The sequence below is a fragment of the Luteibacter anthropi genome (assembly GCF_011759365.1).
In the GTDB taxonomy this organism is placed as follows: domain Bacteria; phylum Pseudomonadota; class Gammaproteobacteria; order Xanthomonadales; family Rhodanobacteraceae; genus Luteibacter; species Luteibacter anthropi.
The window spans coordinates 138,659-165,334 of sequence record NZ_JAARLZ010000011.1 but is presented as its reverse complement, the minus strand read 5'-3'; the positions used below and the strand labels follow the sequence as shown (position 1 = coordinate 165,334).

Below are 26,676 nucleotides of genomic sequence, written 5' to 3'. Positions count from 1 at the left end.
AGCTAACTGGGTCATGGATGCCCAATGGCTACCAGACGGAAATCGTGCAGGGCAACAGAAAGACGATTCATGTCTACACATCAAGCCACGCAGAGAAGGAGGAAACCACGGTCACCGATGAGAAGACCATTACCATCTCGCATCCGTTTCATGAGTTACTCACCCCAGAGAGAAAATCATCAACTAGCTTAAAAACATACAAACACATACGAAAGGAAGCTGCTGAAAACTACGTAAAAGCAAAAACCGACGAGGAGAAATTTGAGGCATTAGCCGACGAGAAAAAAACGCATGCATCCATCTCGTACATCCGCTTTGAAGACGGAAGATCACCATTAAAATTGGATGTATCGTCACGAACAGCTTATGCCTATGCATCCTCCAACCCTGAGTTTGACGATGCCAATCCCACAGCAGAAATAGGCGCGTTCGTGACACTCACACAGTCCGACTTCTTTTCGCTTAGTTGTGGAATGATAATTCCGAACCAAGTTTCATCGTTGCCTGAGGATCTCTTTAACGAGTCAAGCCATCAAGACCACTTATCCTCACTAGATGAACGCATGATCATTCCACCGGCGATCATGAATACATCAGGCTTCACCTATCGGAAGGACTACAAATATCACAACATCACCGGATTGAACCGAAAGAAAATAGAAACCACCAAACAAGCCTGCGGACCGACACTCGCTGCCACGCTCATCCAGAAAATTACATGGTGGGAGGACGACGACTTCCGGAAGGGCCTGAAGAAAAGCATCACCCAAGGCAACAACGATGCTGACGATGATGCTGACGATGATGCTGACGATGATGCTGACGATGATGCTGACGATGATGGTAACGAAAACATCGTCGCCGGCACCGGAACGTCTCTGGCATTCGCCTACGAACTCAACGACGACCAGACCGAGCTGACCACGACGACGACGGAAACGCGCAGCGGAATCTCTCGCACCACCAGAGAAACCGTCAGCACGCTCAGCGGCCGACTCATCGAACAGCTTGATGCCGATAACAACAAGGCAACCTATGCCTACGATGCCCAGGGCCGGCTCGTCACCCACGTCGTCTGCGCACAGAGCCCCACCTACGCAGAAACCACCACCTATGCCTACCCGTCGCCGGGCCGCGTCGAAATCACCGATCCCGACGGCCAGAAGCACGCCAGCGAACACGATGGCGGCGACCAGCCCATCCTTGAACAGGTATGGCACGCTGACACCTCGGCGTGGCGCAACGTCAAGACCATCACGTACGACGCTCTCGGGCGCGAATCTGTCGTCAGGGAATTCGACTATCTGGCCAACGGCACTGCTCTGCAGAGCACCTGCACGACCGAGTATGACGACTGGGGCGAGGCCTGCCGCCATACCTACAGCGATGGTCGCAAGGACTTTAACGAATACGACCCCATCGACCGCGTCCGCGAGGAATGGTCAGGCACCGCCAGCGACAAACAACGCAAGCGCACCACCTATAACCTTAACGGCTCGGTAGCCAAGGTCGAATCCGTCGACACCAACGGTGATGTCACATGCACCGATACGTATACCTATCGGGCGAACGGCTGGCTCCTGAAGCTGTCCCGTGTGACGCCTCACGGCACGCACACCACCACCTATGGCTACGACGCCATCGGCCGGGTGACCAGGGAAGCCCACGAGGAGGGCGACCATACCTACGATTACAACTACGAGTACCCCACCGACTGGCTCATCAACGAACCCACTAAACGGACCGTGACCTGGGACAGCACCACCCGAACCCTGGGCGAGCGCATCTTCGATGCCTGGGGACGCTGCACGTCGCTCACCCGTGCCGGGATTACCGAGACCTATACCTACAGCGGCGCCACGCCTGCTCCCGCCACCAGGACACACGGCGACGGTACCTCGCTGACCTACACGACCCTCCCTGAGATGGGGCATCAGCTGGCATCCCTCAGGCAAGGCGCGCTGTCGCAATCCTTCAGCTACCTGCATGGCAGCACCCGTACCTCCTCGGCCACCGAAGGCGCGGCCAAGGTCGACTGCGAGCACGACATCAACGAACGGATCATCAAACAGACGACCACCGTACGCACTGGCGTCACACGCACCGTGGAGCGCAGCTACACCTCGGCTGGACGCCTGCTCTCGGACAACGACGGTGGCGGGCATGCCGCAAGCTATACCTACAACACCCAGGGACAGCGCGTGACCACCACCGCCGGTGACGTCACCACCACGCATGCCTACGATGCCCAGGGGCGCCTGGCAAGCGACACCATCGTCCGTGGCGCCGACACCGTCACCGTGACTTATACCTATGACAGCGAGGGCAAGGAAACCCGCCGGCGTTTCCTGAAAAGTGGTGCCGGTGGCTTTGACTACACGCTGACGCACCGCTATTTCGGCGATGATCGCATCGACAGCGTGGAGTGGCAGGACGGCAGCACCAGCAAGGGCAAGCGCAGCTACACCTACACCGCGTCCGGCTGCATCAAGTCGTGCCGCTATACCGGCGATTGGCAGCCGCGGACCCCGGGTGACAAGACGATCAGCCAGCAAGACTTCACCGTCGATGGCCTGGGCAACGTCACCGCCTGCACGACCACCTTCGATGGCGGGAGCTGCACCAGCCGCTACACGTACGATACGACCAGCGGCTGCAAGCTGACCGGTGTCACCCACGACCATGCCGACTACCCGGCCGCGAAAGTGCCGGTTTACGACACGAACGGCCGGGTCACCAGGGACATCACCGGCAGGACCTACACCTACGACTGGCTGGGCCGGCTGACCCAGGCCGGGTCGCGGTATTACACCTACACCCCGTTGAACGGCCTGTCGGCCACCGGCCAGGGTAACGCCGAGCACCATCTGGTCTACGACGGCACCGACCTGCGCAGTGAGCTGAAGCCAGACAACGATGGTCGCTGGCTGGCGCCCGGCAGCGCAGGGTGCACCGTACAGACCGTCAAGCGCTCAGGTGTGCTGCGTATCCTGTTCGAGCTGCGCGATATCGACGGCACCGTGCTGCTGACCTTCGATGCCACGGCGAAAACACCGAAGTACCACACCTATACCGCCTGGGGTGCGCACAGCTCCACCGAGACCGATTCGTTGCTGGGCTTCAAGGGCGAGTACCGCGACCACCTCAACGACCAGTATCCGCTGGGCTGCGGCTATCGCTCGTACCACCCCGATGGCATGCAGTTCGGCGTACCCGATGACTGGAGCCCCTTCGGGGATGGCGGCCCACAGTCCCACGGCTGCTTCGATGGCGATCCGGCGAACATGGCCGATCCGAGCGGGCACATGGCGGTGGGATCGGGCGCGGTGAACCGCGGGCTTCGCAGGATATGGGGTGACACCCTCCCCGGGCCCTTGGGCATGGGCAAAGGAGGAGGGCTCTTCAGTGCAATCCTCTGGGGTGTCATCGGCGTCATGACCGCCGCCCTGACCGGTGGCGCGTCCCTGTTGATCACCGCCGCCCTGGTCGGGCTGGCGGCCGTCTCTGCCGGACTCGGTATCGCGGCCGCCGCCCTTGAGGACAGCAACCCCGAACTGGCAAATGCCCTGGGCTGGGCATCCCTGGCCACCGGCCTGGCAGGTGGCGTAGACGCCCTCGGAAAGAAGGTGGCCCAGTTGGCGATCAAACTGGGGCGATCCGGCTTTCGGGCGGCGAAGAACCTCATGAATCGCGCGGGCGCCGCTATTTCACGTGGCCGATCCGTGTTGCGAGGACGTGCTGGGGCCTACCGTGCGAAAGGTTATGGGAGTGCGAGCTTCCGCTCAAGCGAAGATATCGCTCACTCGCTGCCTCCTATCGATCTGGACAGCATGGCCGGAGCCAGCAAGGCAGGCATGCCGTTCCAGCGCCCTCAGGACCTGTTGCCAGCCGGGATGTCACCAAGCACCACCGCGCTGGTGGATGCACTCAAAGCCTTTGACCTGGGGGATCTCAATACGGTGCTGGCTGCTACGTCCGGCGCCCTGGCCAACAGCGGAGGCCCTACGGAGAAACTTCAATCTGGCACCAACAACACATCCCTGGTAGCGGCATCGGGCATCATGGGTCAATGGAACACAAACATCGTGGGCGACTCATTCTTCGCGCGTTTGTTCAGCATCCGACGCCGTTGACGGGAGCCCGGAAGCAGCCTGGGAAGGCAACATCGATTGACGATGTCGCTTTCCCAGGCCGCGCGCCTTGCGCGCGACCGGTATCGACGAAAAAGACTGCCCTTGCCGAATCCTCCCGACGAGGGCAGCCACCACCTCACGCCGTACGACGCACCGGCTCCTGCACCGCGGCAGGCCGATAGGCATGGAACGCCACCGTGGCCGACGCACGTCCCTGGCTCAGCGAACGCAACGCGGTGCTGTAGCCGTCGAGCTGCGCCAGTGCGACATCGGCCTCGATCTCCGTGCGCTCCTGCCGGTCGGTGAGGTTGACGATCTGGCCGCCGCGACGTTGCAGGTCGCCCAGCACGTCACCCACCGCCGTACCCGGCGCACTCACCGACACCCGCATCACCGGTTCCAGCAGCACGGTACCGGTGACGTCCAGCGCAGCTTTCACTGCGATCTGCGCTGCACGATGGAAGGCCATCTCGTTGGAGTCCACGGCATGCGCCTGTCCGTCGAGCACGACGATCTCCGTACCCACCACCGGATAGCCACGCGGACCTTCGAGCAGGGCCGAATGCACGCCCTTCTCTACCGCTGCCTGGAATGCCTTCGGAATGACACCACCCGTCGTGCGATCCTCGTAACGGTTCGCCTCGCCTTCCACCGGCGATACGGACAGCACCACGCGTGCGTACTGGCCGCTGCCACCGGTCTGCTTGGCGAGCTTGCCCTCGATCGCACCTGACGCCTTCGCCGGTGTTTCCTGATAGGCCACGCGCGGCGAACCGGTGCGCACCTGCACGCCCCATTCGCGACGCAGGCGCTCCACCATCACTTCGAGGTGAAGTTCGCCCATGCCCCAGACCAGGGTTTCGCCGGTATCCGGATCGGTGCCCACGCGGAAGGACGGATCCTCCTGCGCCAGGCGCGCCAACCCGTTGCCGAGCTTGAGCAGGTCGGCTGAACGCTCGGGCGACAGACGCCAGGACAACACCGCCGGCTGCGCCTGGATCGTCTCCAGCCGCACGCGATGGTGCGAATCCGACAAGGTCTCGCCCGTGGCGACGTCCTTCCAGCCAGCGATGGCAACGATGTCGCCTGCTTCCGCAGACTCCACGGCTTCCGTGTCGTCCGCACGCACGACGGCAAGGCGGCCGATGCGCTGGACGCGATCGGTACCGCTGCGCCATACGGCATCGCCGACATTCAGGCGGCCTGCATAGATACGCACGAAAGCCAGCGGGCCATGCGACTGGTTGATCACCTTGAAGACGAGCGCCGCCAGCGGCGCACCGGCATCCGGCGCAATCATCGTGTCGCCTTTGTCGGTATGTGCGAGCACGGCAGGACGATCCACGGGGGACGGCAGGTATGCGACGAAGGCATCCAGCAACGGTTCGATGCCGACGTTGCGGAAAGCCGATCCCGGCAGCACCGGCTGGCCAAGGCCCGCCAGCGTGCCGCGACGCAATGCTGCGGTCAGCGCCACCGCATCGATGGGCTGTTCCGCAAGCCACGCCTCGGCCAGGGCCTCGTCGCGATCCGCGATGGAGGCCACCAGGTCGGCTCGCGCACCCGCATGTGCGGAGCGTTCGTCGTCGTTCCAGCCGTGTACCTCGGGTTGCCCCGCATCGTCAAAGCGCCACGTACGTTCCGCAACCAGGTCTACGAGACCCACGATGTGTTCGCCTTCCACGACGGGCAAGGCAACCACCCACGGATTCGCACCGAGCTTGTCGCGCATCTGCGCCACCGTGGCGTCGAAGTCCGCACCCGGGCGATCCATCTTGTTGACGAAGGCCATCAGCGGCACGCCATGCCGACGTGCCTGGTGCCATACGGTTTCCGACTGCGGCTGCACGCCGGCCACGCCGGAGAACACCACCACGGCACCGTCGAGGACGCGCAGCGAGCGCTCCACTTCGATGGCAAAGTCGATGTGTCCGGGTGTGTCGATAAGGGTCAGGCGATGTGGCTGGCCGCCTTCGGGCGTCCAGTTCGCGCGCACGGCTGCGGCGCCGATCGTGATGCCACGCTCGCGCTCCAGTTCCATGTGGTCGGTGGTGGTCGCGCCGTCGTGCACCTCACCGGTACGGTGGATCGTGCCGGTCTTGTAGAGCAGGCGCTCGGTCAGCGTGGTCTTGCCTGCGTCGACGTGGGCGATGATGCCGAGGTTGCGCCAACGGCCGACGGGAATGACAGTGTCGCGGGTACTCATAACGGTTCCTGATGGGATCGCCAGGGGCTCGATAACGATGTCGAGCGAGGCATTCCCCGAGTCCTTACCGTCGCCCCTGGCGTGAGCGGAACGGATCAGGATCGGGGTTCGCGGCAGTTCTTCACGGCACGTTGCTCCAGGTTTGGAAGGCAAAAAAAAGCACCCTTGCGGGTGCTTTGAGGTATCCGGTGGCGTCGGGGTCGTCTTACGACGAGGCTCCGCCATTCACGGCACGCGCGCACCCGCGACGCGCCCATGGGGCGATCGTTGGCAGGTGGATCAATGCGTGCTTGCACGATGACATGGTCAACTCCGGTTTCAGGATGCGGATGCTACGCCTGCCCAGGGCAGGCAGCAACCGATGGCAGCCAACATAAGGCCACCCCCACCCATTTCAAGAGCCCCTGTAGGAGCGCGCCTGCGCGCGACCGTTTGATACGTAGCGTCGCCAGTTGAAAAGGGGCTCACCTACCGAAGGTGCGGGAGCCGATCGCATCGGCGATGTTGGGCTCCGTAGAAACCCAACCCATGTGGTGTTTCGCTCCGTAGGAAGAGCTCGCCTATCGCCCTCGCATCGGCGCTGGCACGTGGCGGTGCAGAGGCGACGGGGGCGGCCCTTGGCGCTCCGGCCTGCGGTGTCCCTCGGGAAAGGAGGAGCCGCTGCGCGGCTCAGTGTCTTATGGCTTGCGCCCCTTCGGGCACGGGGAGCGGGCGGGGCTTTTCGACTCGGCCTCCGTGCCTCGGCGAAAAGGGCCGGCCTTCCTGGCCGGCCCCGCTACGCGGCCTTTTCCGCCCGCTCCCCTCACCTCCATCAAGTCGCGCCAAGGGCCGCCCCCGTCGCCTCTACCTATCTCACGGTGATCTTGTAGGAGCGCGCCTGCGCGCGACCGGTTATCGCGAATACATTCATCGTTTCGATGCATCCGGTCGCGCGCAAGCACGCTCCTACAGGGATACGGTGCTTCATCGTTACGGCAGGGTATAAGCCACGACATAGTCACCCGATGTCGTGCCCAGTCCGCTATGGCCGCCTGCGGCGATCACGACGTACTGCTTGCCATTGACCGAGTACGACATCGGATTGGCCTGTCCACCGGCCGGCAGGCGTGCCTTCCACAATTCCCTGCCCGTGCGCTCGTCGATGGCACGCAGGTAGTTGTCTGCCGTGGCGCCGATGAAGACCAGGCCGCCGCGCGTCGTCATGTTGCCGCCGATGTTGAAGATGCCGGTCGGCAGCGGCGCATTGACGTGCGTGCCGAACGGGCCGGTGTCGCGCGTGGTGCCCAGCGGATGTTCCCAGACGAGCCTGTGGGTCACCAGATCGATGGCGGCAATCGTGCCCCACGGCGGCGGATTGCACGGCACGCCCAATGGATTCAGCCACGGATGCACCTTGCCGACGTATGGCGTGCCGTATTGCGGGGCGAGACCACCGCCGACCTTCGGTTCGTTGCCCGTGCCATCCCAGGGTTTCACCAGGCCCTTGGCTTCCGCCGGTCCACGCGGCGCGAGGCTGATGATGAAGGGGATGTAGTTCGCATTGGCGATGATGAGCTTGTTGTAAGGATCGATGGACGCACCGTGCCAGTCGATCACGCCGTCAAAGGCGGGGTAAACGATGGTGTCTTTCAGCTGCGGTGGCGTGAACTGGCCCTTGTAGACCGCCTTGCGGAATTCGATGCGGCACATCAGCTGATCGAACGGCGTGGCACCCCACAGGTGTTCTTCCTTCAGGTCGGCCGGCGTGAGCGATGGCATACCCGTGGAATAGGGCTGTGTGGGCGAGGTCCAGTCACCGGGAACCGCGCCTTGCGGAACAGGTTTTTCTTCCACGTCGGTCACGGGCTTGCCGGTGCGGCGGTCGAGTACGAAGAACTCGCCGCGCTTGGTGGTCTGTACCAGTGCGGGAATACTTGCGCCGCCGTTCTGTCCGGGAAGGTCTACCAGCGAGGGGCCGACGGGTACGTCCATGTCCCACAGGTCATGGTGCGTGTTCTGGTAAACCCACTTCGGTTCGCCCGTGCGGATATCCAGCGCAACGGTGGAGCTTGAATACTTCTCGTCGAACGGACGGCGATGGCCGCCGAAGTAGTCTGGCGTGGCATTGCCCATCGGCAGATAGACCATGCCCAGATCCGGATCGGCGGTGTACACACCCCAGGCGTTCGGCGTGCCACGCGTGAGCTGGTCGTCGGGGCCAGGCAGCCAGTTCTGCGGATCGTGGCCGACATCCCAGGCCCAGACGAGCTTGCCGCTCATCGGATCGAAGGCACGGATCGCACCGGACGGCTCGTTCTCGGCCTGGTTGTCGAAGACCCAGCCGCCGAGGATCACGCGATCCTGCAACACCAGCGGCGGCGACGTGACGAAGTGGAAGCCCGCCGGCACGTGGCCGAGGTACTGGGTGAGCGAGATGAAGCCGTGTTCGCCGAAGTCTTCGCAGGGTTTGCCGGTGTCGGCATTCAGCGCCAGCACGCGTGCATCGAGCACGGGGGCGATGATGCGACGCGGGCAGTCCGTCTGGGTGCCTGCCGGAGCTTCGTAGTAGGCCACGCCACGGCAGGCGAGATAGACGTCGGCATCCGTGTTGGCCTTCGGGTCGAAGCTCCACTTCTTCTGTCCGGTGGCCGCATCGAAGGCCACCACCCAGCTGTGCCCGGTACAGACGTAGAGCGTGTCGTTGACCTTGATGGGGGTGTTTTCGAAGTTGAACTCGTGGCCGGCGTCGGTGCCGCCAACGTCTTCGCCGGGGCGCATGGTGTCGCCCGTCCGCGCCGTCCACGCGACCTTCAGGTTTTTCACGTTGCCCGCGTTGATCTGGTCCAGCGGCGAGAAACGGTCGCCCTTCGGCGTGCGGCCGTAGAACATCCAGTCGCCGTCGGCTACCGAACTGTCACCGCCATCGGGCAGGTTGCGCGCCACGCTTTCACCCTGCGTACCCACCGGCTGCATGAAGCCGGCGACACCCACGCCGATGCCAACGAGCACGGCCACCGCGACAGCGATCGCACCGGTCCGCGGTGGCAGCAGCCCTCGGCGAACCCAGGGCATGAGCAGGTAGATGCCCAGCAGCACGGGCACCAACAGGCGCGGCTCCAGCGACCAGCCGTCGAGACCCACCTCGTGCATGGCCCAGATGGCGGTCGCCAGCAGGGTGACGGCGTAGAGCCATAAGGCACTGGCCGCTCCCCTTGCCAGCAATACGCCAGTGACACCCACCGCGAGACCCGCGATCAGGTAATAGAACGAACCGCCCAGGGCCACCAGCCAGGCGCCTCCGGCGGCAAGGAGGAAGCCAAGGATGGCGATCACCACGCCACTGATGCGTGGCGGGCGATGCAAGGGGGGACGGGATGACATATCGCTTCTCCAGGATGGATAGCGCGGCTCGCACACGAGGTGCCGGGTCGCTCCAGGCCACTAAAGATAGACATGACAGGTAGAGATGCCGTGTACGCGGATCCGGCACGGGCCCTGTAGGAGCGCGCCCTGCGCGCGACCGGCCGATACCACGACCGTCAATCCTTCGCCCGGACCGGTCGAGCGCGAGGCGCGCTCCTACGACGATCATGGAATGATCAGCTTCCTGCCATTGACTTATGTGCATACGCACACCATTCTCTGGCTATGACCAGCCGCCTCGACTTCTGCAACTGCTTTGCCGTCCGCCAGGCGGCGCGCGCCCTTACCCGGGACTACGAGCGTCACCTGGCCGCCACGGGGCTGACGAGCAATCAGTTTTCGATCCTCGTGCTGATCGAAGAGCAGCCCGGGATCGGCATGCGCCAGCTGTCGGAAGACATGGTGATGGACAGAACCAGCGTGATCCGCGCCCTGAAACCTCTGGAGCGCGATGGGCTGGTCGCCGTCCGCAGTTCGGCTGCTGACAGTCGTCAGAACAGCTACACGCTTACCCTCGCAGGGGTGACGCGGGTGGCCGAGGCATCGCCCCTGTGGCAGGCCGCACAGGACGAGTTCGTCGCCCGCTTCGGTGGTGAGGATGCCGCCGCAGCCGCCCGCAAGGCCCTGCTGCAAATGAGCGAGATCGAGTAAAGCCTTTTTTTGTTCCGATATGTGCATACACACATATCATTCATAAATGTGCATATACACAGAGACAAGACCATGACCACCACGAATCCCGGAACCGCCCTCATCACCGGTGCCTCCTCAGGTATCGGCGCCGTCTACGCCGACCGCCTTGCGCGCCTTGGCCACGACCTGATCCTGGTCGCCCGCAGCAAGGACAAGCTGGATGCGCTGGCGCGGAAAATCGCCACCGATACCGGCCGCGCCGTGCGTGTCGTGGTGGCCGACCTGATCCGCGACGAAGACATCGCCAGGGTCGAGCAGGTCATCGGCGAAACGGACCACCTCACGGTGCTGGTCAACAACGCCGGCGTGGGCTCGCGGACGCCGCTGCTGGAATCCGACATCGGCGCCATCACCGACATGATCACCCTCAACGTCACGGCCGCCACGCGGCTCGCGTACAAGGCCGTGCCTGTAATGATCGGTCACGGCGGTGGCACGGTGATCAACATCGCGTCCATCGTCGCCATCGCGCCCCACATGCTCAATGGCGTCTACGGTGGCAGCAAGGCGTTTGTGCTGGCACTGAGCCAGTCGATGCATCACGAGCTTGCCGACAAGGGGATTCGCGTACAGGCCGTATTGCCCGGCGCGACTGCCACGGAGTTCTGGCCGACGGCCGGCGTGGCCGTGAACCAGCTCGATGCGAGCTGGGTGATGAGCGCGGAAGACATGGTGGATGCATCGCTTGCCGGGCTGGAAGCCGGTGAACTGGTGACCTTGCCGGCGGTGGAAGACCAGGGACTGGTGGACGCGCTGGAAAATGCACGTCGCGCGCTGTTCGGCGAGCTGTCGAAGTCGCGCCCCGCCTCGCGCTATGGCATCCACGCCTGACCTGCATGTGTAGGAGCGCGCCTCGCGCGCGACCCGTTTTTGCGATAACCCCGGTCGCGCGCAAGGCGCGCTCCTACAACGACATGGCGGCTTCGATGGTGGATGCCGCCATCGAAGCGCCCTGTTCGACACGAAGCGATGCCGCCACGGCCGATGCACGCGCATCGATGTCGGGATCGGCGAGCAAGCGGCGCAACGCCCCTGCCGCACGGTCGGCCCGGTAACGTCCGGACGGCAACACCGCAGCAACACCCAGCCGATGCACACGCGCCGCGTTGTCCGGCTGGTCGAAACCATGCGGTACGACGAGCATCGGAACGCCCGCGCGCAAGGCTTCGTGGGTGGTACCGATGCCACCGTGATGCACAACCGCCGCTGCGCGTTCGAACAGCGCACCGTGCGATGCGTAATCCACCGCAATGATCTGCGCGGGCAACGGCGGCAACCGCTCCCGGAGCCCGGGCGATCCCGCCAGCAGCACCGCACGACGCCCGAGCATGCGTGTGGCCTCGATGCTTTCGCGCAGGAACGATTCACCGGCATGCACCGCTGCCGAGCCCAGCGTGAAGACCAGCGGAGGCTCGCCCATATCGAGAAAGCGCATGAGCGCATCGTCCAGCGATCCATCATCCGCCGTGTAACGACACCAACCGACCTGTGTCGTTTTCTCAGGTACATCGGCAGGCAACGCACCAAGCAGCGGCGAGTACATCGCCAGCACCCCATCGCGCGCATGCTGGCCGCGATGAAACGGATCGCCCCACGGCGACACCGGCGCCAATCCCAGCGAGCGACGAAACTGCCGCACGGGCACCGTCCACGATGACGTGACCGCCTCTGCCACCTGGCGCAGCCACGCACCGCGACGCGGCGAGCCACGCAGATAACGATCGAGCCACCCGATACCGGTAGCCGGCGGATCGTCGGCGGCAAGGAACACCGATGGCGACAGCACCGCCGAGAGCCATGCGGCGTTCGATGTTTCGCCGAGTATCTGGCCGGCAAATGCGAGCGTGGTAGTCACGATGACATCCGCATCGGCGCACACCGGTGCAAGCAACGCGTGACTCTCCGCCACATCGCGTGCCGCAAGTTCATGCACCACGAAGCGTGGGCCGCGCAGCGGATGGAACGCGCGCGCGGCAAACGCGGCCTTGTCCCGGGGCTCGGCAATGCCACTGGCAACCACGAAATCCAGGCCCGCTGCCACCACGGCATCACGATGCATCGCATGGGCACCCACGGTCACCCGATGCCCCCGTGCCACTAGCTCGCGGCCAACGGCAAGGAAGGGGAAAAGATCCCCCTGCGATCCCACCGTCGCGATCACCACGTGCCGTTGCGCCATCGGTCATCTCCGTTCATCCACCGCATGGTGCCGCATTTGACTTTGGACGTCCGGACGGCTACTTTTTGCCTCGTGAGCCCCATTTATCTCTTTATTCGAATATAGAGATAAATGGCGGAGGGAAGGCGGTTCGAAACCGGCTCTGAACCGTCTTCGGGGGCGCCCCTTGATCCGGGGCGTCGTCTCCGGGCCGGTCGCGCGCGAAGCGCGCTCCTACATGGCCGGGTGGGGCATTTGTATATAGCCTCAGGTGGGCATGTAGGAGCGCGCCTCGCGCGCGACCGGCCCGAAGCGAATTTCCACCCACCACCCACCCCGCCCCCTGAACATCCATGCAATCGTCACCCCCGGGCGGTACCCTTCCCGCTGCAAACGGCCAAGGGGCCGTGTATCATACCCCGCCCCCTTTTATCTCTTTATCCGTAAAGAAGGATATATCCCAGCGATGAGCAACTACCTCTTCACCTCCGAGTCGGTCTCCGAAGGCCATCCGGACAAAATCGCCGACCAGATCTCCGACGCCGTTCTCGACGCCATCCTGGCTCAAGACCCGCGCGCTCGCGTGGCCTGCGAAACGCTGGTGAAGACCGGCGTCGCCATCGTTGCGGGCGAAATCACCACCAGCGCGTGGATCGACCTCGAAGCCCTGACCCGCCAGGTCATCCTCGACATCGGCTACAACTCCTCCGACGTCGGCTTCGACGGCGCCACCTGCGGCGTGCTGAACCTCATCGGCAAGCAGTCCCCGGACATCAACCAAGGCGTGGACCGCAAGAAGCCCGAAGAACAGGGTGCCGGCGACCAGGGCCTCATGTTCGGCTACGCCACCAACGAAACCGCCGAGTACATGCCGGCCGCCATCCACCTGAGCCACCGTCTGGTGGAACAGCAGGCCAAGGTCCGTAAGAAGAAGAATTCGCCGCTGCCGTGGCTGCGCCCGGATGCCAAGAGCCAGGTCACCCTGCGCTACAACGAAGCCGGCGAGGCTGTTGCCATCGACGCCGTCGTGCTCTCCACCCAGCACGATCCGGGCGTGAAGCAGAAAGACCTCGTCGAAGGCGTGCGCGAGCTGATCCTGAAGCCGGTGCTGCCGGCCAAGCTCCTGCACAAGGACACCAAGTTCCACATCAACCCGACCGGCAAGTTCGTCATCGGTGGCCCGGTGGGCGACTGCGGCCTCACCGGCCGCAAGATCATCGTCGACACCTACGGCGGCTGGGCCCGTCACGGTGGTGGCGCGTTCTCCGGCAAGGACCCCTCGAAGGTCGACCGTTCGGCCGCCTATGCCGCCCGCTACGTCGCCAAGAACATCGTCGCCGCCGGCCTCGCCGACCGTTGCGAAATCCAGGTCAGCTACGCCATCGGCGTCGCCGACCCGACCTCGATCTCCGTGACCACCTTCGGCACCGGCAAGATTCCCGACGAGAAGATCGAGAAGCTGATCCGCAAGTACTTCGACCTGCGCCCGTACGGCATCATCAAGATGCTCGACCTGGTACACCCGATCTACCAGCCGACTGCTTCCTACGGTCACTTCGGCCGCAAGCCGTACGAAGTCAAGGGCGCCGACGGCAGCACCTACACCGCGTTCTCGTGGGAAAAGACCGACAAGGCCGAAATCCTTCGTGACGCCGCCGGCCTCGGCGGCAAGAAGCGCTAAGCGCCATCCGCAGAAGCGCGCCTCGCGCGCGACCTGTGCATAAATGAAACGGGCGCCTTTCCCCTGGAAAGGCGCCCGTTCTCATTCAGGTCACAACGTTTTCATCCCCGCGGTGAGACACCAGGGCTTCGCCACCAGAGAAGCCACCATGCCCCGTCTACTGACCCTCGCCCTCCTCGCCACCGTACTGCCCCTGGCGGCCCATGCCCAGGAGAAAGACAGCCAGGGCGGCACCCCGACCGACGCCGGCTTCTTCCAGAACGCGAGCGCCGCCAACGTCGCCGAGATCCAGATGAGCCAGGTCGCGCTGAAGCAGGCCAAATCGCCTTCGGTGAAAACATTCGCCCAGCACATGATCGACGACCACACCAAGGCCAACGACGAGCTGCGCTCGCTGAAGTCAGGTGACAAGGGTTACTCGCTGGTCGAAGAACCGGCACCGGATGCACAAAAAGCCATCGACGCCATGTCGCGCCTGCAAGGTGCGGATTTCGACAAGGCCTACGCGAAGGAGATGGTCGCCGACCACGAAAAAGCCGTAGCGATCTTCCAGGTAGAAATCGAAAAAGGCTCCAATCCCAAGCTGAAGGAATTCGCGACGAACACCCTGCCGACCATCAAGCACCACCTCGACATGGCCAAGTCCCTCCCCACCCGCTGACACCAATTGTAGGAGCGTGCTTGCGCGCGACCGGAGAAATCGAGGCGATGAAAATATTCGCGATAACCGGTCGCGCGCAGGCGCGCTCCTACAACAGCCTGCGATCACGTTGAGCAGAGGCGGCGGGGGCGGCCCTTGGCGTGACTTGATGGAGGTGAGGGGAGCGGGCGGATCAGGCCGCGAAGCGGGGCCGGCCAGGATGGCCGGCCCTTTTCGCCGAGGCACGGAGGCCGAGTCGAAAAGCCCCGCCCGCTCCCCGTGCCCGAAGGGGCGCAAGCCATAGGACACTGAGCCGCGCAGCGGCTCCTCCTTTCCCGAGGGACACCGCAGGCCGGAGCGCCAAGGGCCGCACCCGTCGCCTCTGCACCGCCACGCCACACGCGCCGAGTGCGAGGCCGATAGGCGAGCCCTCCCTACGAAGCGAAAACCGCCAAGGGCTGACGTTCCTACGGAGCGCAACATCGCCGATGCGATCGGCTTCCACACCTTCGGTAGGCAGGCCACTTTAATCGGTGACGCAACATTTCAACCGGTCGCGCGCGAGGCGCGCTCCTACAGGGGTCAGGCGTTGCGGTTGGAGCCGGAGAGGACGTCTACCCAGACGGCCAGGACGAGGATCACGCCCTTGATGATCATCTGCCAGGAGTTGTCCACGTCCATCAGCTGCATGCCGCTGTCGAGGCTCGCCATCACCAGGGCGCCGATCAGTGCGCCGTAGACCGTGCCGGAGCCGCCGCGCATCGAGGTGCCGCCGATGAAGCAGGCCGAGATGGCATCCAGTTCACCGCCCGTGCCCGCCGACGGCGAACCCGAACCCGTACGGGCCACCGTGATGATGCCCGCGAAGGCACACATCAGACCCATCAGCGCGAACACCACCAGCTTCACGCGCGCCACGTTCACGCCAGACAGGCGCGTGGCTTCCATGTTGCCGCCCACCGCGTAGATGTGACGACCGAACACCGTCTGCGTTGAGACATAGGTAAACACGGCCAGGAGCGCCAGCAGGATCATCACCGGAATGGGAATGCCGTTGGCGTCGTTGAGCATGCGGATGAAACCGAAGATGACCGCGCCGATCAGCACCAGGCGACCGATATCCATCCACAAGGCAACCTGGTGCAACCCTAGTTTCGAACGACGCACCCGGCGACGCACGGTCAGGCCGATCATCGCCAGGAAGATCAAGGCACCGATCCAGCGCGACAGCATCGGCGGCACGAAGCCCTGGCCCAGCTGCACAAGATCATCCGGTGCCGGCGCGATGGTGGAGCTACCGGTCACGTAGAGCACGATGCCACGGAACGCGAGCATGCCGCCCAGGCCCACGATGAACGATGGCACCCGCATCTTCGTCACGACAAAACCGTTGAAGGCGCCGATGATCAGGCCGAGCAGCAGCACCGCACCGATCGACGGCCACGTTCCCCAGCCCAGGTTCACCGTGAGAATCGCCGCCACACCACCCAGCAGGCCCAGCTGCGAACCCACGGAGAGGTCGATCTCGCCGGCAATGATGATGAAGACCATGCCGCAGGCGAGCATGCCGGTGATCGCCATCTGCCGGAACAGGTTCGACAGGTTGCCCGGCGTGATGAAGGCCGATTCGGTTTTTACATGGAAAAAGACCCAGATGAGCGCCACCGCGATGAGCAGGGCGAGGATCTTGTAGCGAACGAACAATTGCTGGATTTTCTGGGCCTGCATGGAGGAGCTTCCGTGGAGTGGCGCTGGATGGATACGTGGGATCAGGCCGCGTGCGCGGGGCCTTCGGCCGCATGCGAGATCGCTGCGGAGAGCACCTGTTCCTGGGTGAGACCGACATTCTGGAAATTGCCGCGCAGGCGTCCCTCACCCACGACAAGCACCCGGTCGCTGACGCCCAGTACCTCGGGCATCTCGGACGAGACCATGATGATGGCCACGCCCTTGGCGGCCAATTCGAACATCAGCTTGTAGATGTCGTACTTGGAACCGACGTCCACGCCACGCGTGGGCTCGTCGAGGATCAGCACCTTCGGATCGGGCAGCAGCATCTTGGTGAGCACGGCCTTCTGCTGGTTGCCGCCGGACAGGCCCATGATGGCCAGCTCGGGGCTGGCCGTCTTCACGCGCAGGCGCTTGATCTCGGCATCGATGGTCTGCATCTCCGCCTGCCGGTCGATGGTGCCCGCGTGTGCGTAATGCGACAGCGTGGCCAGCGTGATGTTGTCGCCCACGCCCAGCAACGGAACGATACCCTGGCGCTTGCGATCCTCGGGTACCAGCGAAAGGCCCGCCTTGATCGCCTGCTCCGGCGTTTTGATCTTCAGCGGCTTGCCTTCCAGCACCAGCTCGGCCTCGTAGCGACCGGGATAGGCACCGAAGATGGCCGAGACCAGCTCGGTACGCCCGGCACCCACCAGACCCGCGATGCCCAGGATTTCACCACGGCGCACTTCGAACGAAATATCGTCCACACGCTTGCGGTTGGGGTTGGTGACATCCCAGCAGGTAACGTGGCGGGCTTCGAAGATCACCTCGCCGATGTCGTGTTCCACCTTCGGGAACAGGTTCTCGATGTCGCGCCCTACCATCGCCGTGATGATGGAATGCGTGGTCATCTCGCTCATCGGCCGGGTCACGATGTGCTTGCCGTCGCGGATGACGGTGACCGTGTCGCAGACCCGTGCCACTTCTTCCAGCTTGTGGGAAATGTAGACGCAGGCTACGCCGTCGCGCTTCAGGTCCTCGATGATCGACAACAGGGTGTCGGTCTCGGACGAGGTCAGCGACGAGGAAGGTTCGTCCAGGATCAGCAGGCGCGCGTTCTTGGCCAGCGCCTTGGCAATCTCGAACAGCTGCTGGTAGCCGCCGCCGTAGTTCATCACCGGCGCGGCCACGTTCACGTCCTTCAGCTTCAACCGCGCCAGCAGGGCATCGGCCTTCGCATACATGGCGTCGTAATCCATCACGCCGCCGAACTTCTTGATCTCGTTGCCGAGGAAGATGTTCTCGGCCACCGAAAGCTGCGGTACCAGCATCAGTTCCTGGTGGATGATGACGATGCCGGCCGCTTCGCTGTCGCGCACCGAATGCGCCCGCAACGGCTTGCCGTCGAAGAGGATCTCGCCCTCCCAGGTGCCGTAGGGATACACGCCGGAAAGCACCTTCATCAGCGTGGACTTGCCGGCACCGTTTTCGCCGCACAGGCCGACGCACTCACCGGGCCGCACGGCCAGGTTGATGCCGTTGAGCGCGCGCACGCCGGAAAATTCCTTGACGATATCGCGCATCTCGAAGAGGTAATCACTCACGTGGAGCATCCTTCAGGGATAAAACCTAACGTGTAGGAGCGCGCCTTGCGCGCGACCGGGTTTTGGCGAGCGTGTCGTTGTTCGCGAAAACCTGTCGCGCGCGAAGCGCGCTCCTACATGGGTACGTCAGTTGCCGACCTGGGCCTGGGTGTAGAAGCCGTCCTTCACCACGAGATCGACGTTCTGCTTGGTGAGCAGGGTCGGGGTGAGCAGTACGGTATCCACGTCCTTCGTGCCGTTGTTCATCTTCGAGGTGAACTGCGGCGTCTCGCCCTTGGCGTACTGCACGGCAAGATTGGCTGCATCGGTGGCGATCATCTTGATCGGCTTGTAGACCGTCATGGCCTGTGTACCTGCCTTGATGCGCTTCACCGCAGCGAGGTCGGCATCCTGGCCCGACACGGCCACCTTGCCGGCCAGCTTCTGGCCCTGCAGGGCGGCGACGGCGCCGCCGGCCGTGCCATCGTTGGAAGCGACGATGCCCTGGATGTTGTTCTTGTTGGCCGTGAGCGCGTTCTCGATGATCGACTGGGCGTTGCTTGCCAGCCACTCGTTGGTCCACTGCTGGCCGACGATCTTGATATCGCCCTTCTTCACCAGCGGGTCGAGCACCTTCATCTGGCCTTCGCGCAGGACCTTCGCGTTGTTGTCGGTAGGCGCGCCGCCGAGCAGGAAGTAATTGCCCTTGCCACCGGTGGCGTTGACCACGCCCTGTGCCTGCATCTCGCCCACCTTCTCGTTATCGAACGAGATATAGGCGTCGACGTCGGCGTTGAGGATGAGGCGGTCGTACGATATGACCTTGATGTTGGCCTTCTTCGCCTCGGCCACCACCGTGGTGAGGGTCTTGGCGTTGAACGGCACGATGACGATCACATCGACCTTCTGCGAGATCAGGTTTTCGATCTGCTGCAACTGCTTCTGCTCGTTGGCATCGGCCGACTGCACCTTGACAGTGGCGCCCTTGGCTTCCGCTGCCGCCTTGAAATAATCGCGGTCACGCGTCCAGCGTTCGACGCGCAGGTCGTCGATGGAGAAACCGATCACCGGTTTGTCCTTGCTCGCGTGTGCCTGCGGTGCCGCGAAGACACCGGCGGCGACCATCGATACGGCCAGCAACGTGTATAGGGCCTTCTGCTTCATGCTCTTCTCCATGCGTGGTTTCACCCGGTCACGCCGGGCGCAAGTCGTCGCCCTGGGCGGCGTGGGAATAAAGCGGTTTCAACTGCTCGTAGGAGCGGCGGAACAAAGGGTGGCGCGTTTGCAGGAAATAAGCATGACGCGCTGCATCGGGCTCGCGCACGGCGGTTACCTCGGGCATGGGGCATACCTCCTCCAACGAGGCATGCGGATTCACCGCCAGATGTGCAAGCCGTGCGGCGCCGAGCGCCGGCCCCACCTCGCCGCCACTACGCAGCACGAGGCGCCTGCCAAGGATGTCGGCCAGCATCTGTGTCCAGTAGGCACTGCGCGATCCACCGCCGATCACCGTGATCTCGTCGCTGGTGAGCCCGGTGCTCTCCACGGCCAGCAAACCATCAAGCAGGCCCAGCCCCACGCCTTCCAGTGTCGCGTTGGCGAGATCCGCGCGATCGGTATCCGGCCCCAGGTTCGTGAACGAGCCGCGTGCATGGGCATCGTTGTGCGGCGTGCGTTCGCCGGTGAGGTAAGGCAGGAAAAGCGGGCCGTTTTCGCGTAGTCCGCGTTGCTCCGCCTCGGCCAGCAGGGCGGGCACGTCCTTCTGGCCGGTGAGCCGGGCGGTGAAGTCGAGGCAGCTTGCCGCGTTGAGCATCACCGACATCAGGTGCCAGGTGTCGGGGAGCGCGTGACAGAAGCTGTGCACGGCGTTTTCCGGGCTGGCCCGGAAACCATCGCACACCGCGAAATACACGCCCGAGGTACCCAGCGAGAGCATCGCCTGCCCATGGCGCACGATACCCACGCCCACGGCGCCGGCGGCGTTGTCGCCACCACCGGCCGCGACGGGCACGGTATCCATGCCCCAGCGTCCGGCCAGCTCCTTGCGTAACCGGCCGGCAGGCTGGCTGCCCTCGAACACCTGCGGCATATGCGAGGTATCCAGGCCCGTGGCGGCCAGCATCGCATCGCTCCAGGCCCGCTTGCGGACATCGAGCCAGAGCGTGCCTGCGGCGTCCGACGCATCGGTCATGTAGTCGCCGGTGAGCTTCAGGCGCAGGTAGTCCTTGGGCAGCAACACCTTCGCCACGCGCGAGAAGACATCCGGCTCGTGGCGACGCACCCAGGCGAGCTTGGGGGCCGTGAAGCCGGGCATGGCGAGATTGCCGGTGATCTCGCGAAAGCCCTGCACCTTTTCCAGTTCGGCGCATTCGACATCCGAGCGACCGTCGTTCCACAGGATGGCCGGGCGCAGGATGTTGTCGGACTTATCGAGCAAGGTGGCACCGTGCATCTGCCCCGACAGGCCGATGGCTTTCACGCGCCGCGCATCGGCCTGACTGAGGACATCCGCAACGGCGGCCTCGGTCGCTGTCCACCAGGACGCAGGATCCTGCTCGGACCAGCGAGGCTTCGGATGAGCGACCTCCAGTGGGCTGGATGCACTGGCGCACACGGCTCCGGCGCCATCGACCAGCACCGCCTTTACCGAGGAGGTACCCAGGTCGATGCCGAGGTAAAGGGATTCCGAAGCTTCCATGTCGGGTCTCATATCACCCATAGATATAGCGGTTCACGATGTTCTCTAGCAACTCTTGATTGCCGGACACATGCCTCGGGTGCAGATCGCGCGACATCGCTTCGTCGGCAAGTGAAGCCAGCGTGAAACCGCCCGAGAGGATCTTCGCGCCGAGCTCGGCATCCCAGCCGGCGTAACGCCTGGCCTTGAATTCGGCCAGCGTGTCACGTTCGATCATCTTCGCAGCGCGCTCCAGGCCGAGGGCCAGGGTGTCGATGGCGCCGATGTGCCCATGGAACAGATCTTCCGGTGCGTTGCTCTGGCGGCGCACCTTGGTATCGAAGTTGAAGCCACCCGTGGTGAAACCACCTGCTTTCAGGATTTCATAAGTGACCAGGGTCATTTCCTCGACGCTGTTCGGGAACTGGTCGGTGTCCCAGCCGTTCTGCGGATCGCCGCGGTTGGCGTCGATGGAACCGAACAGGCCCAGCGCGATAGATGTAGCCACCTCGTGCTGGAAGGAATGGCCGGCCAGTGTCGCGTGATTGGCTTCGAGGTTGGTCTTCACTTCGTTTTCGAGACCGAACTCCTTGAGGAAGCCGTAGACCGTGGCCGAATCGTAGTCGTACTGGTGCTTGGTGGGCTCCTGCGGCTTGGGTTCGATAAGGATCGTGCCCTTGAAGCCGAGCTTGTGCTTGTGCTCCACCACCATGCGGAAGAAACGGCCCAGCTGCTCGCGCTCGCGTTTCAGGTCGGTATTGAGCAGGGTGTCGTAGCCTTCGCGGCCACCCCACAGCACGTAATTGGCACCGCCCAGGCGATGCGTGGCTTCCATCGCGTGACGCACCTGGGTGGCGGCATACGCGAATACTTCCGGCTGCGGGTTGGTGGCGGCGCCTGCGGCATAGCGTGGGTGGCTGAACACGTTGGCCGTGCCCCAGAGCAGCTTCATGCCGGTATCGGCCTGCTTCTTCTCCAGCACGTCCGTCATGGCGGCGAAATTGTTGCGGTAGTCCTTCAGGCTATCGCCCTCGGGCGCCACATCGGTGTCGTGGAAGGTGTAGAACGGCACGCCCAGCCGCGAGAAGAAATCGAAGGCGGCATCGGCCTTCTCGCGGGCCCGCGTCATCGGATCGCCCGGCTGCTGCCAGGGGCGTTCGAAGGTGCCCGCGCCGAACACGTCCGAACCCGGCCACACGAAGGTATGCCAGTAGCAGGCTGCCAGGCGCAGGTGCTCGGCCATGGTCTTGCCCAGGATGCGGCGGTCGGCTTCGTAATGATGGAAGGCCAGGGGGTTGTCCGAACCCGGACCTTCATAGCGGATCGGGGGGACGCTGGAAAAGTACGACATAACGCTTTCCTTCACGGAGCGGGGACGAATTCCACGATGCTGACCAGACGCACCCATGTGGCGCAATTGCGATTTCCCACACGGCCGGAAGCTTTTTCGTTGCCGCGCTGCGTCATGGCCGGAAGCGGCGAATCCTGCTAGCGTTCGGCCTTATGGCACCGCATCGCATCGCCCTGCTGTTCAACGCCAACAAGGTGTATGACCGCCAGGTCATCGCCGGCATCGGCCAGTACCTCAACAGCACGCGCGTGGAGTGGGACCTCTTCATGGAAGAGGATTTCCGCAGCCGCATGCGCGACATCCGCCAGTTTCGCGGCGACGGCATCATTGCCGACTACGACGATCCTGAAGCGCCCGAGGCATTACGCGACCTGCATATTCCCGTGGTCGCCGTGGGTGGGTCGTACGAAGACCCCGCCGGTTATCCGGAGGGCGTGCCTTACATCGCCACGGATAACGCACGCCTGGTCCGTCTCGCCTACGACCACCTGATCGAGCAGGGCCTGGGACGCTTCGCCTTCTACGGCCTGCCTCCGCATCCCGGCAGCCGCTGGGCACAGGAGCGCGAGCGCGCCTTCGAAGCCATCGTGAAGCAGGAGTCCGTGGAAGGCCTGGTCTACCGGGGCCTGCCAACCAGCGCAGGCGGCTGGGGCCATGCCGTGGAACTGCTGGTGGCGTGGCTGGGTGCGCTGCCCAAACCCATCGGCATCGTCGCCGCCACCGATGCGCGCGCACGGCAGTTGTTGCAGGCCTGCGTGATCGGCGGTATCGCGGTGCCCGAGCAGGTGGCGATCGTGGGCATCGACAACGATCCCATGGCCCAGCTGCTCACCCGCATACCGCTCACGTCCGTGATCCAGGGTGCCGAGGAAATGGGCCGCACGGCGGCGCACCTGCTGCACCAGATGCTGCGCGGCGCCGATTGCGCCGACACCCGCGTGCTCGTGCCCCCGGTGGGCATCAATGTGCAGGCCTCCAGCAAATACCAGCCGTTGCGCAGCCCGCATGTGATGCGCGCCAGCCATTACATCCGCCAGTACGGCTGCCTGGGCATCAAGACCGAACAGGTCGCCGACTACGTGGGCGTGTCACGCACCGTGCTGGAAGAACACTTCAAGCGCGAACTGAAGCAGACCGTCCACCAGGTGATCCTCCAGCACAAGCTGGATGCCGCCTGCCAGCTCATCGCGCAGTCGGATGCCTCGCTGGCCGACATCGCCGTGCGCTGCGGATTCACGTCACTGCAATACATGTATGCGGTATTCCGGCGCGAGTACGACTGCACGCCACGCCAATACCTCGACCTCCACCGCAAGACCTCGACGACCTGACGTCGCCGGCAAGGACCGTTCCACCGATGCCTGTTTCCTCCGCCTCCGCCTGGGGCCATCTGCCCGACGGCCGCCCCCTGCACCGCTGGACCCTGCGCAACGCCACCGGCGCCCAGGTGGATATCACCGACCTGGGCGGCACCGTGCTGTCGTGGCTGGCACCGGACCGCCAGGGTCGCCTGGGCGAGGTGGTGCTCGGCCATGCCGACGCATCGCAGTACCTGGTTTCGGATGCCTACATGGGCGCCACCGTGGGGCGCTGGGCCAATCGCATCCGTGCCGGCCGCTTCACCCTGGATGGCATCGACTACCGGGTAGACCGCAACGACCACGGCAATCACCTGCATGGCGGCGCGCACGGTTTCCACCTGCAGCGCTGGGATGTAGAGCCGGATGGCGATGCGCTTTCACTGCGACTGGTATCGCCCGAGGGGGACGGCGGTTTTCCGGGTGAGGTATCGGTCCGGCTGCGCGTGCAGCTGGGCGACGACGGCGCCCTCGACCTGCGTTACGAGGCCACCAGCGACGCACCCACGCCGCTCAGCCTCACCGCCCATCCCTATTTCAATCTCAACGACCGCCGCCAGGACATCCGCGACCACCTGATCCGCATCGATGCCGACACCTTCCTTGCCATCGACGCCGGGGCGATCCCCGTCGGGCGTGAGAACGTGGCCGGTACGGCCTTCGATTTCCGCGAGGCCGCCCCCATCGGCTCCCGGCTGCACTGGCCCGACCCGCAGCTGCGCATCGCCGGTGGCTTCGACCACTGCTACATCCCCCGGACATCCGGCGCGGTCCGTACGGTGGCCGTGGTCACCGAGCCGTCCAGCGGACGGCGTCTCACGGTGGATACCGACCGGCCGGGCCTGCAGTTCTACAGCGGCCAGAAACTCACCGGACAGCCCGGGCGCCGGGGCGATACCTACGGCCCCTTCGCCGGCTTCGCCCTGGAGACCCAGGCCTACCCCGACCAGGTAAACGGCCCGGAAGCCGAAGCGGCGATCCTCCGCCCCGGCCAGACCTGGCGCCAGCACACGCGATACCGCCTGGATACCGTGTAGGAGCGCGCCTTGCGCGCGACCGGTTTTCGCGAAAACACGACTTCCCCGCGAAAACCGGTCGCGCGCAAGGCGCGCTCCTGCATAAGCATTACAATGGGGGTATGTCGCTCATCCAATTGCTCAACGTCGACTACAGCGTCGGCGGCCCCCTCCTGCTCGAACAGGTGAACCTCTCCCTCGATACCGGCGAACGCGTCTGCGTGGTCGGTCGCAACGGTGCGGGTAAATCCACCCTGCTCAAGCTCATCGCCGGCGAACTGCACCCCGACGACGGCGAAATCCGTCTGCAGGGCGGCACCCGCATCGCCCGCCTCACCCAGGAGGTGCCGCAGGACACCAGCGGCTCCGTGTTCGACGTGGTGGCCGATGGCCTGGGCGAACTGGGCCACCTGCTCGCCCAGTACCACCACCTGCTCGCCGAAGGCGACATGGATGCCCTGGGCGACGTCCAGTCGAAGATCGAGGCCCAGAACGCCTGGGACCTGGACTCCCGCGTGCAGCAGGTGATCGAGCGCCTGGAACTCCCGGCCGAGACCGACTTCGCCGACCTCTCCGGCGGCATGAAGCGCCGCGTGCTGCTCGGCCAGGCGCTGGTCCGCGACCCGAACCTGCTGCTGCTCGACGAGCCCACCAACCATCTCGACATCGAGGCCATCGCCTGGCTCGAAACCTTCCTCAAGGGCTTCAGCGGCGCCATCGTCTTCATCACCCATGACCGCAGCTTCCTGCGCTCGCTCGCCACGCGCATCGTCGAGATCGACCGCGGCCAGATCACCAGCTGGCCGGGCGACTATGACAACTACCTGCGCCGTCGCGAAGAGCGCCTGCATGCCGAAGCGCAGGCCAATGCGCACTTCGACCGCAAGCTGGCCCAGGAAGAAGTGTGGATCCGCCAGGGCATCAAGGCCCGCCGCACCCGCAACGAAGGCCGCGTGCGCGCGCTGAAGGCCATGCGCCGCGAACGCTCCGAGCGTCGCGAGACCACCGGCAACGCGAAGATGAACCTGGCCACGGCGCAGGCATCCGGCCGCAAGGTCGTCGATGTCGAGCACATCACCCAGGCCTACGGCGGCCGCACGCTGATTCGCGATTTCAGCACCACGATCATGCGCGGCGACCGCGTGGGCATCATGGGGCCGAACGGCGCCGGCAAGTCCACGCTGCTGAAGATCATGCTCGGCCAGCTCGCCCCGCAGGAAGGCGAGGCCACGCAGGGCACCGGTTTGCAGATCGCCTACTTCGACCAGCATCGCATCGCGCTGGACGACAAGATGAACGCATTGGACAACGTGGCCCAGGGCCGCGAATACATCGAGCTGAACGGCCAGCGCAAGCACATCATCGGTTACCTTCAGGACTTCCTGTTCTCGCCCGAGCGTGCGCGAGCGCCGATCACCCGTTTGTCGGGCGGCGAGCGTAATCGCCTGCTGCTGGCGAAGCTGTTCGCCCAGCCGTCCAACCTGCTGGTCATGGACGAACCCACCAACGACCTCGACGTGGAGACGCTGGAACTGCTGGAGGAAATCCTCGGCGAGTACTCCGGCACCCTGCTGCTCGTGTCGCACGATCGTGACTTCATCGACAACGTGGTCACCAGCACGCTGGTGCTGGAAGGCGATGGTGTCATCGGAGAGTACGTGGGCGGTTACAGCGACTGGCTGCGACAGAAGCCGGTGGCCTCCGTGAAATCGCCTGCCGCACCGTCGAAGGCCGCTCCGGCACCTGCGCCTGCACCCGTCGCAGCGCCGAAAAAGAAGCTTTCCTTCAAGGAACAGCGTGAACTCGAACTGCTGCCGGCGAAGCTTGAGCAACTGGAATCGGCCATCGCGAAGCACACCGAGGCGATGAACGATCCGAAGTTCTACCAGCAGGATGCCGCGTCGATCACGAAGGTGACCGACGAGATCGCGAAGCTTCAGGCCGAACTGGACATCGCCTTCGCCCGCTGGGAAGAACTCGAAGGCTGATCCGTACCCTGTAGGAGCGCGCCTGCGCGCGACCGATTATCGCGATGACCGGTCGTGCGCAAGGCGCGCTCCTACAG

16 protein-coding genes are annotated in these 26,676 nt (G+C 64.2%); 8 read left to right on the top strand and 8 right to left on the bottom strand.

Annotated features, from left to right (window positions below; all coding sequences use genetic code 11):
- Positions 1–17 precede the first annotated feature (17 nt).
- Positions 18–4,133 carry an RHS repeat-associated core domain-containing protein gene (locus HBF25_RS18285; RefSeq protein WP_166951013.1) on the top strand — a complete coding sequence of 1,372 codons (4,116 nt, stop codon included), beginning with the start codon at positions 18–20 and terminating at the stop codon, positions 4,131–4,133.
- 136 nt (positions 4,134–4,269) lie between these two features.
- Here HBF25_RS18285 and fusA read toward each other — a convergent pair whose 3' ends face one another.
- Positions 4,270–6,339 carry an elongation factor G gene (fusA, locus tag HBF25_RS18280; RefSeq protein WP_166951011.1) on the bottom strand — a complete coding sequence of 690 codons (2,070 nt, stop codon included), beginning with the start codon at positions 6,337–6,339 and terminating at the stop codon, positions 4,270–4,272.
- 969 nt (positions 6,340–7,308) lie between these two features.
- The gene (locus tag HBF25_RS18275) at positions 7,309–9,699 is read right to left on the bottom strand and encodes a membrane-bound PQQ-dependent dehydrogenase, glucose/quinate/shikimate family (RefSeq protein ID WP_166951009.1); all 2,391 of its coding nucleotides are present in this window, start codon (positions 9,697–9,699) and stop codon (positions 7,309–7,311) included.
- A gap of 267 nt (positions 9,700–9,966) precedes the next feature.
- Between HBF25_RS18275 and HBF25_RS18270 the strand changes: the two genes are divergently transcribed.
- Together HBF25_RS18270 and HBF25_RS18265 are read left to right on the top strand one after the other, a co-directional pair.
- Positions 9,967–10,392, top strand: a complete 426-nt coding sequence (locus HBF25_RS18270; RefSeq protein ID WP_166951007.1) for a MarR family winged helix-turn-helix transcriptional regulator — start codon at positions 9,967–9,969, stop codon at positions 10,390–10,392.
- 72 nt (positions 10,393–10,464) lie between these two features.
- The gene (locus HBF25_RS18265; RefSeq protein ID WP_166951004.1) at positions 10,465–11,265 is read left to right on the top strand and encodes an SDR family NAD(P)-dependent oxidoreductase; all 801 of its coding nucleotides are present in this window, start codon (positions 10,465–10,467) and stop codon (positions 11,263–11,265) included.
- 73 nt (positions 11,266–11,338) lie between these two features.
- Here the strand turns inward: HBF25_RS18265 and HBF25_RS18260 are convergent, their stop codons facing one another.
- The gene (locus HBF25_RS18260; protein ID WP_166951002.1) at positions 11,339–12,613 is read right to left on the bottom strand and encodes a glycosyltransferase; all 1,275 of its coding nucleotides are present in this window, start codon (positions 12,611–12,613) and stop codon (positions 11,339–11,341) included.
- Positions 12,614–13,058: 445 nt separating this feature from the next.
- On the opposite strand from HBF25_RS18260, the gene metK reads away from it, so the two are divergent.
- A complete protein-coding gene (gene metK, locus HBF25_RS18255; protein ID WP_166950999.1) occupies positions 13,059–14,273 on the top strand; it encodes a methionine adenosyltransferase in 1,215 nt (404 codons plus the stop codon).
- Between the two features lie 148 nt (positions 14,274–14,421).
- Positions 14,422–14,934 (top strand): DUF4142 domain-containing protein, encoded by a 513-nt coding sequence (locus tag HBF25_RS18250; protein ID WP_166950997.1) that lies wholly within the window; start codon positions 14,422–14,424, stop codon positions 14,932–14,934.
- 561 nt (positions 14,935–15,495) lie between these two features.
- Here the strand turns inward: HBF25_RS18250 and HBF25_RS18245 are convergent.
- The 5 genes from HBF25_RS18245 to xylA all read right to left on the bottom strand — a co-directional run bounded on the left by HBF25_RS18245 (position 15,496) and on the right by xylA (position 22,237).
- On the bottom strand, positions 15,496–16,641 hold the full coding sequence (locus tag HBF25_RS18245) for a sugar ABC transporter permease (RefSeq protein ID WP_166950994.1): 1,146 nt from the start codon (positions 16,639–16,641) through the stop codon (positions 15,496–15,498).
- Between the two features lie 41 nt (positions 16,642–16,682).
- Positions 16,683–18,230 carry a xylose ABC transporter ATP-binding protein gene (locus HBF25_RS18240; protein WP_166950992.1) on the bottom strand — a complete coding sequence of 516 codons (1,548 nt, stop codon included), beginning with the start codon at positions 18,228–18,230 and terminating at the stop codon, positions 16,683–16,685.
- A 126-nt stretch (positions 18,231–18,356) separates the two neighbouring features.
- Entirely contained in the window at positions 18,357–19,373 is a 1,017-nt protein-coding gene (gene xylF, locus HBF25_RS18235) for a D-xylose ABC transporter substrate-binding protein (protein ID WP_208392661.1), read from the bottom strand.
- Between the two features lie 28 nt (positions 19,374–19,401).
- On the bottom strand, positions 19,402–20,907 hold the full coding sequence (gene xylB, locus HBF25_RS18230) for a xylulokinase (RefSeq protein ID WP_166950988.1): 1,506 nt from the start codon (positions 20,905–20,907) through the stop codon (positions 19,402–19,404).
- Positions 20,908–20,920: 13 nt separating this feature from the next.
- Positions 20,921–22,237, bottom strand: coding sequence for a xylose isomerase (gene xylA / locus HBF25_RS18225; protein WP_166950987.1), 1,317 nt, complete (start codon positions 22,235–22,237; stop codon positions 20,921–20,923).
- Positions 22,238–22,389: 152 nt separating this feature from the next.
- Here xylA and HBF25_RS18220 point away from each other — a divergent pair, with 152 nt between their 5' ends.
- The 3 genes from HBF25_RS18220 (at position 22,390) to HBF25_RS18210 (ending at position 26,599) form a co-directional block, all read left to right on the top strand.
- Positions 22,390–23,568, top strand: coding sequence for a XylR family transcriptional regulator (locus tag HBF25_RS18220; RefSeq protein ID WP_166950985.1), 1,179 nt, complete (start codon positions 22,390–22,392; stop codon positions 23,566–23,568).
- A 26-nt stretch (positions 23,569–23,594) separates the two neighbouring features.
- Positions 23,595–24,632: an aldose epimerase family protein gene (locus HBF25_RS18215; RefSeq protein ID WP_166950983.1), complete on the top strand. Its 1,038-nt coding sequence runs from the start codon at positions 23,595–23,597 to the stop codon at positions 24,630–24,632.
- 101 nt (positions 24,633–24,733) lie between these two features.
- Positions 24,734–26,599: an ATP-binding cassette domain-containing protein gene (locus HBF25_RS18210; RefSeq protein WP_166950982.1), complete on the top strand. Its 1,866-nt coding sequence runs from the start codon at positions 24,734–24,736 to the stop codon at positions 26,597–26,599.
- The last annotated feature ends 77 nt before the right edge of the window (positions 26,600–26,676 follow it).

Bases quoted from the DNA above. Each gene is read 5' to 3' on its own strand.
- xylB (WP_166950988.1), bottom strand. From the start codon at position 20,907: ATGGAAGCTTCGGAATCCCTTTACCTCGGCATCGACCTGGGTACCTCC.
- HBF25_RS18285 (WP_166951013.1), top strand. From the start codon at position 18: ATGCCCAATGGCTACCAGACGGAAATCGTGCAGGGCAACAGAAAGACG.
- xylF (WP_208392661.1), bottom strand. From the start codon at position 19,373: ATGAAGCAGAAGGCCCTATACACGTTGCTGGCCGTATCGATGGTCGCC.
- HBF25_RS18245 (WP_166950994.1), bottom strand. From the start codon at position 16,641: ATGCAGGCCCAGAAAATCCAGCAATTGTTCGTTCGCTACAAGATCCTC.
- HBF25_RS18220 (WP_166950985.1), top strand. From the start codon at position 22,390: ATGGCACCGCATCGCATCGCCCTGCTGTTCAACGCCAACAAGGTGTAT.
- HBF25_RS18270 (WP_166951007.1), top strand. From the start codon at position 9,967: ATGACCAGCCGCCTCGACTTCTGCAACTGCTTTGCCGTCCGCCAGGCG.
- HBF25_RS18250 (WP_166950997.1), top strand. From the start codon at position 14,422: ATGCCCCGTCTACTGACCCTCGCCCTCCTCGCCACCGTACTGCCCCTG.
- metK (WP_166950999.1), top strand. From the start codon at position 13,059: ATGAGCAACTACCTCTTCACCTCCGAGTCGGTCTCCGAAGGCCATCCG.
- HBF25_RS18265 (WP_166951004.1), top strand. From the start codon at position 10,465: ATGACCACCACGAATCCCGGAACCGCCCTCATCACCGGTGCCTCCTCA.
- HBF25_RS18275 (WP_166951009.1), bottom strand. From the start codon at position 9,699: ATGTCATCCCGTCCCCCCTTGCATCGCCCGCCACGCATCAGTGGCGTG.
- xylA (WP_166950987.1), bottom strand. From the start codon at position 22,237: ATGTCGTACTTTTCCAGCGTCCCCCCGATCCGCTATGAAGGTCCGGGT.
- HBF25_RS18260 (WP_166951002.1), bottom strand. From the start codon at position 12,613: ATGGCGCAACGGCACGTGGTGATCGCGACGGTGGGATCGCAGGGGGAT.
- HBF25_RS18215 (WP_166950983.1), top strand. From the start codon at position 23,595: ATGCCTGTTTCCTCCGCCTCCGCCTGGGGCCATCTGCCCGACGGCCGC.
- fusA (WP_166951011.1), bottom strand. From the start codon at position 6,339: ATGAGTACCCGCGACACTGTCATTCCCGTCGGCCGTTGGCGCAACCTC.
- HBF25_RS18210 (WP_166950982.1), top strand. From the start codon at position 24,734: ATGTCGCTCATCCAATTGCTCAACGTCGACTACAGCGTCGGCGGCCCC.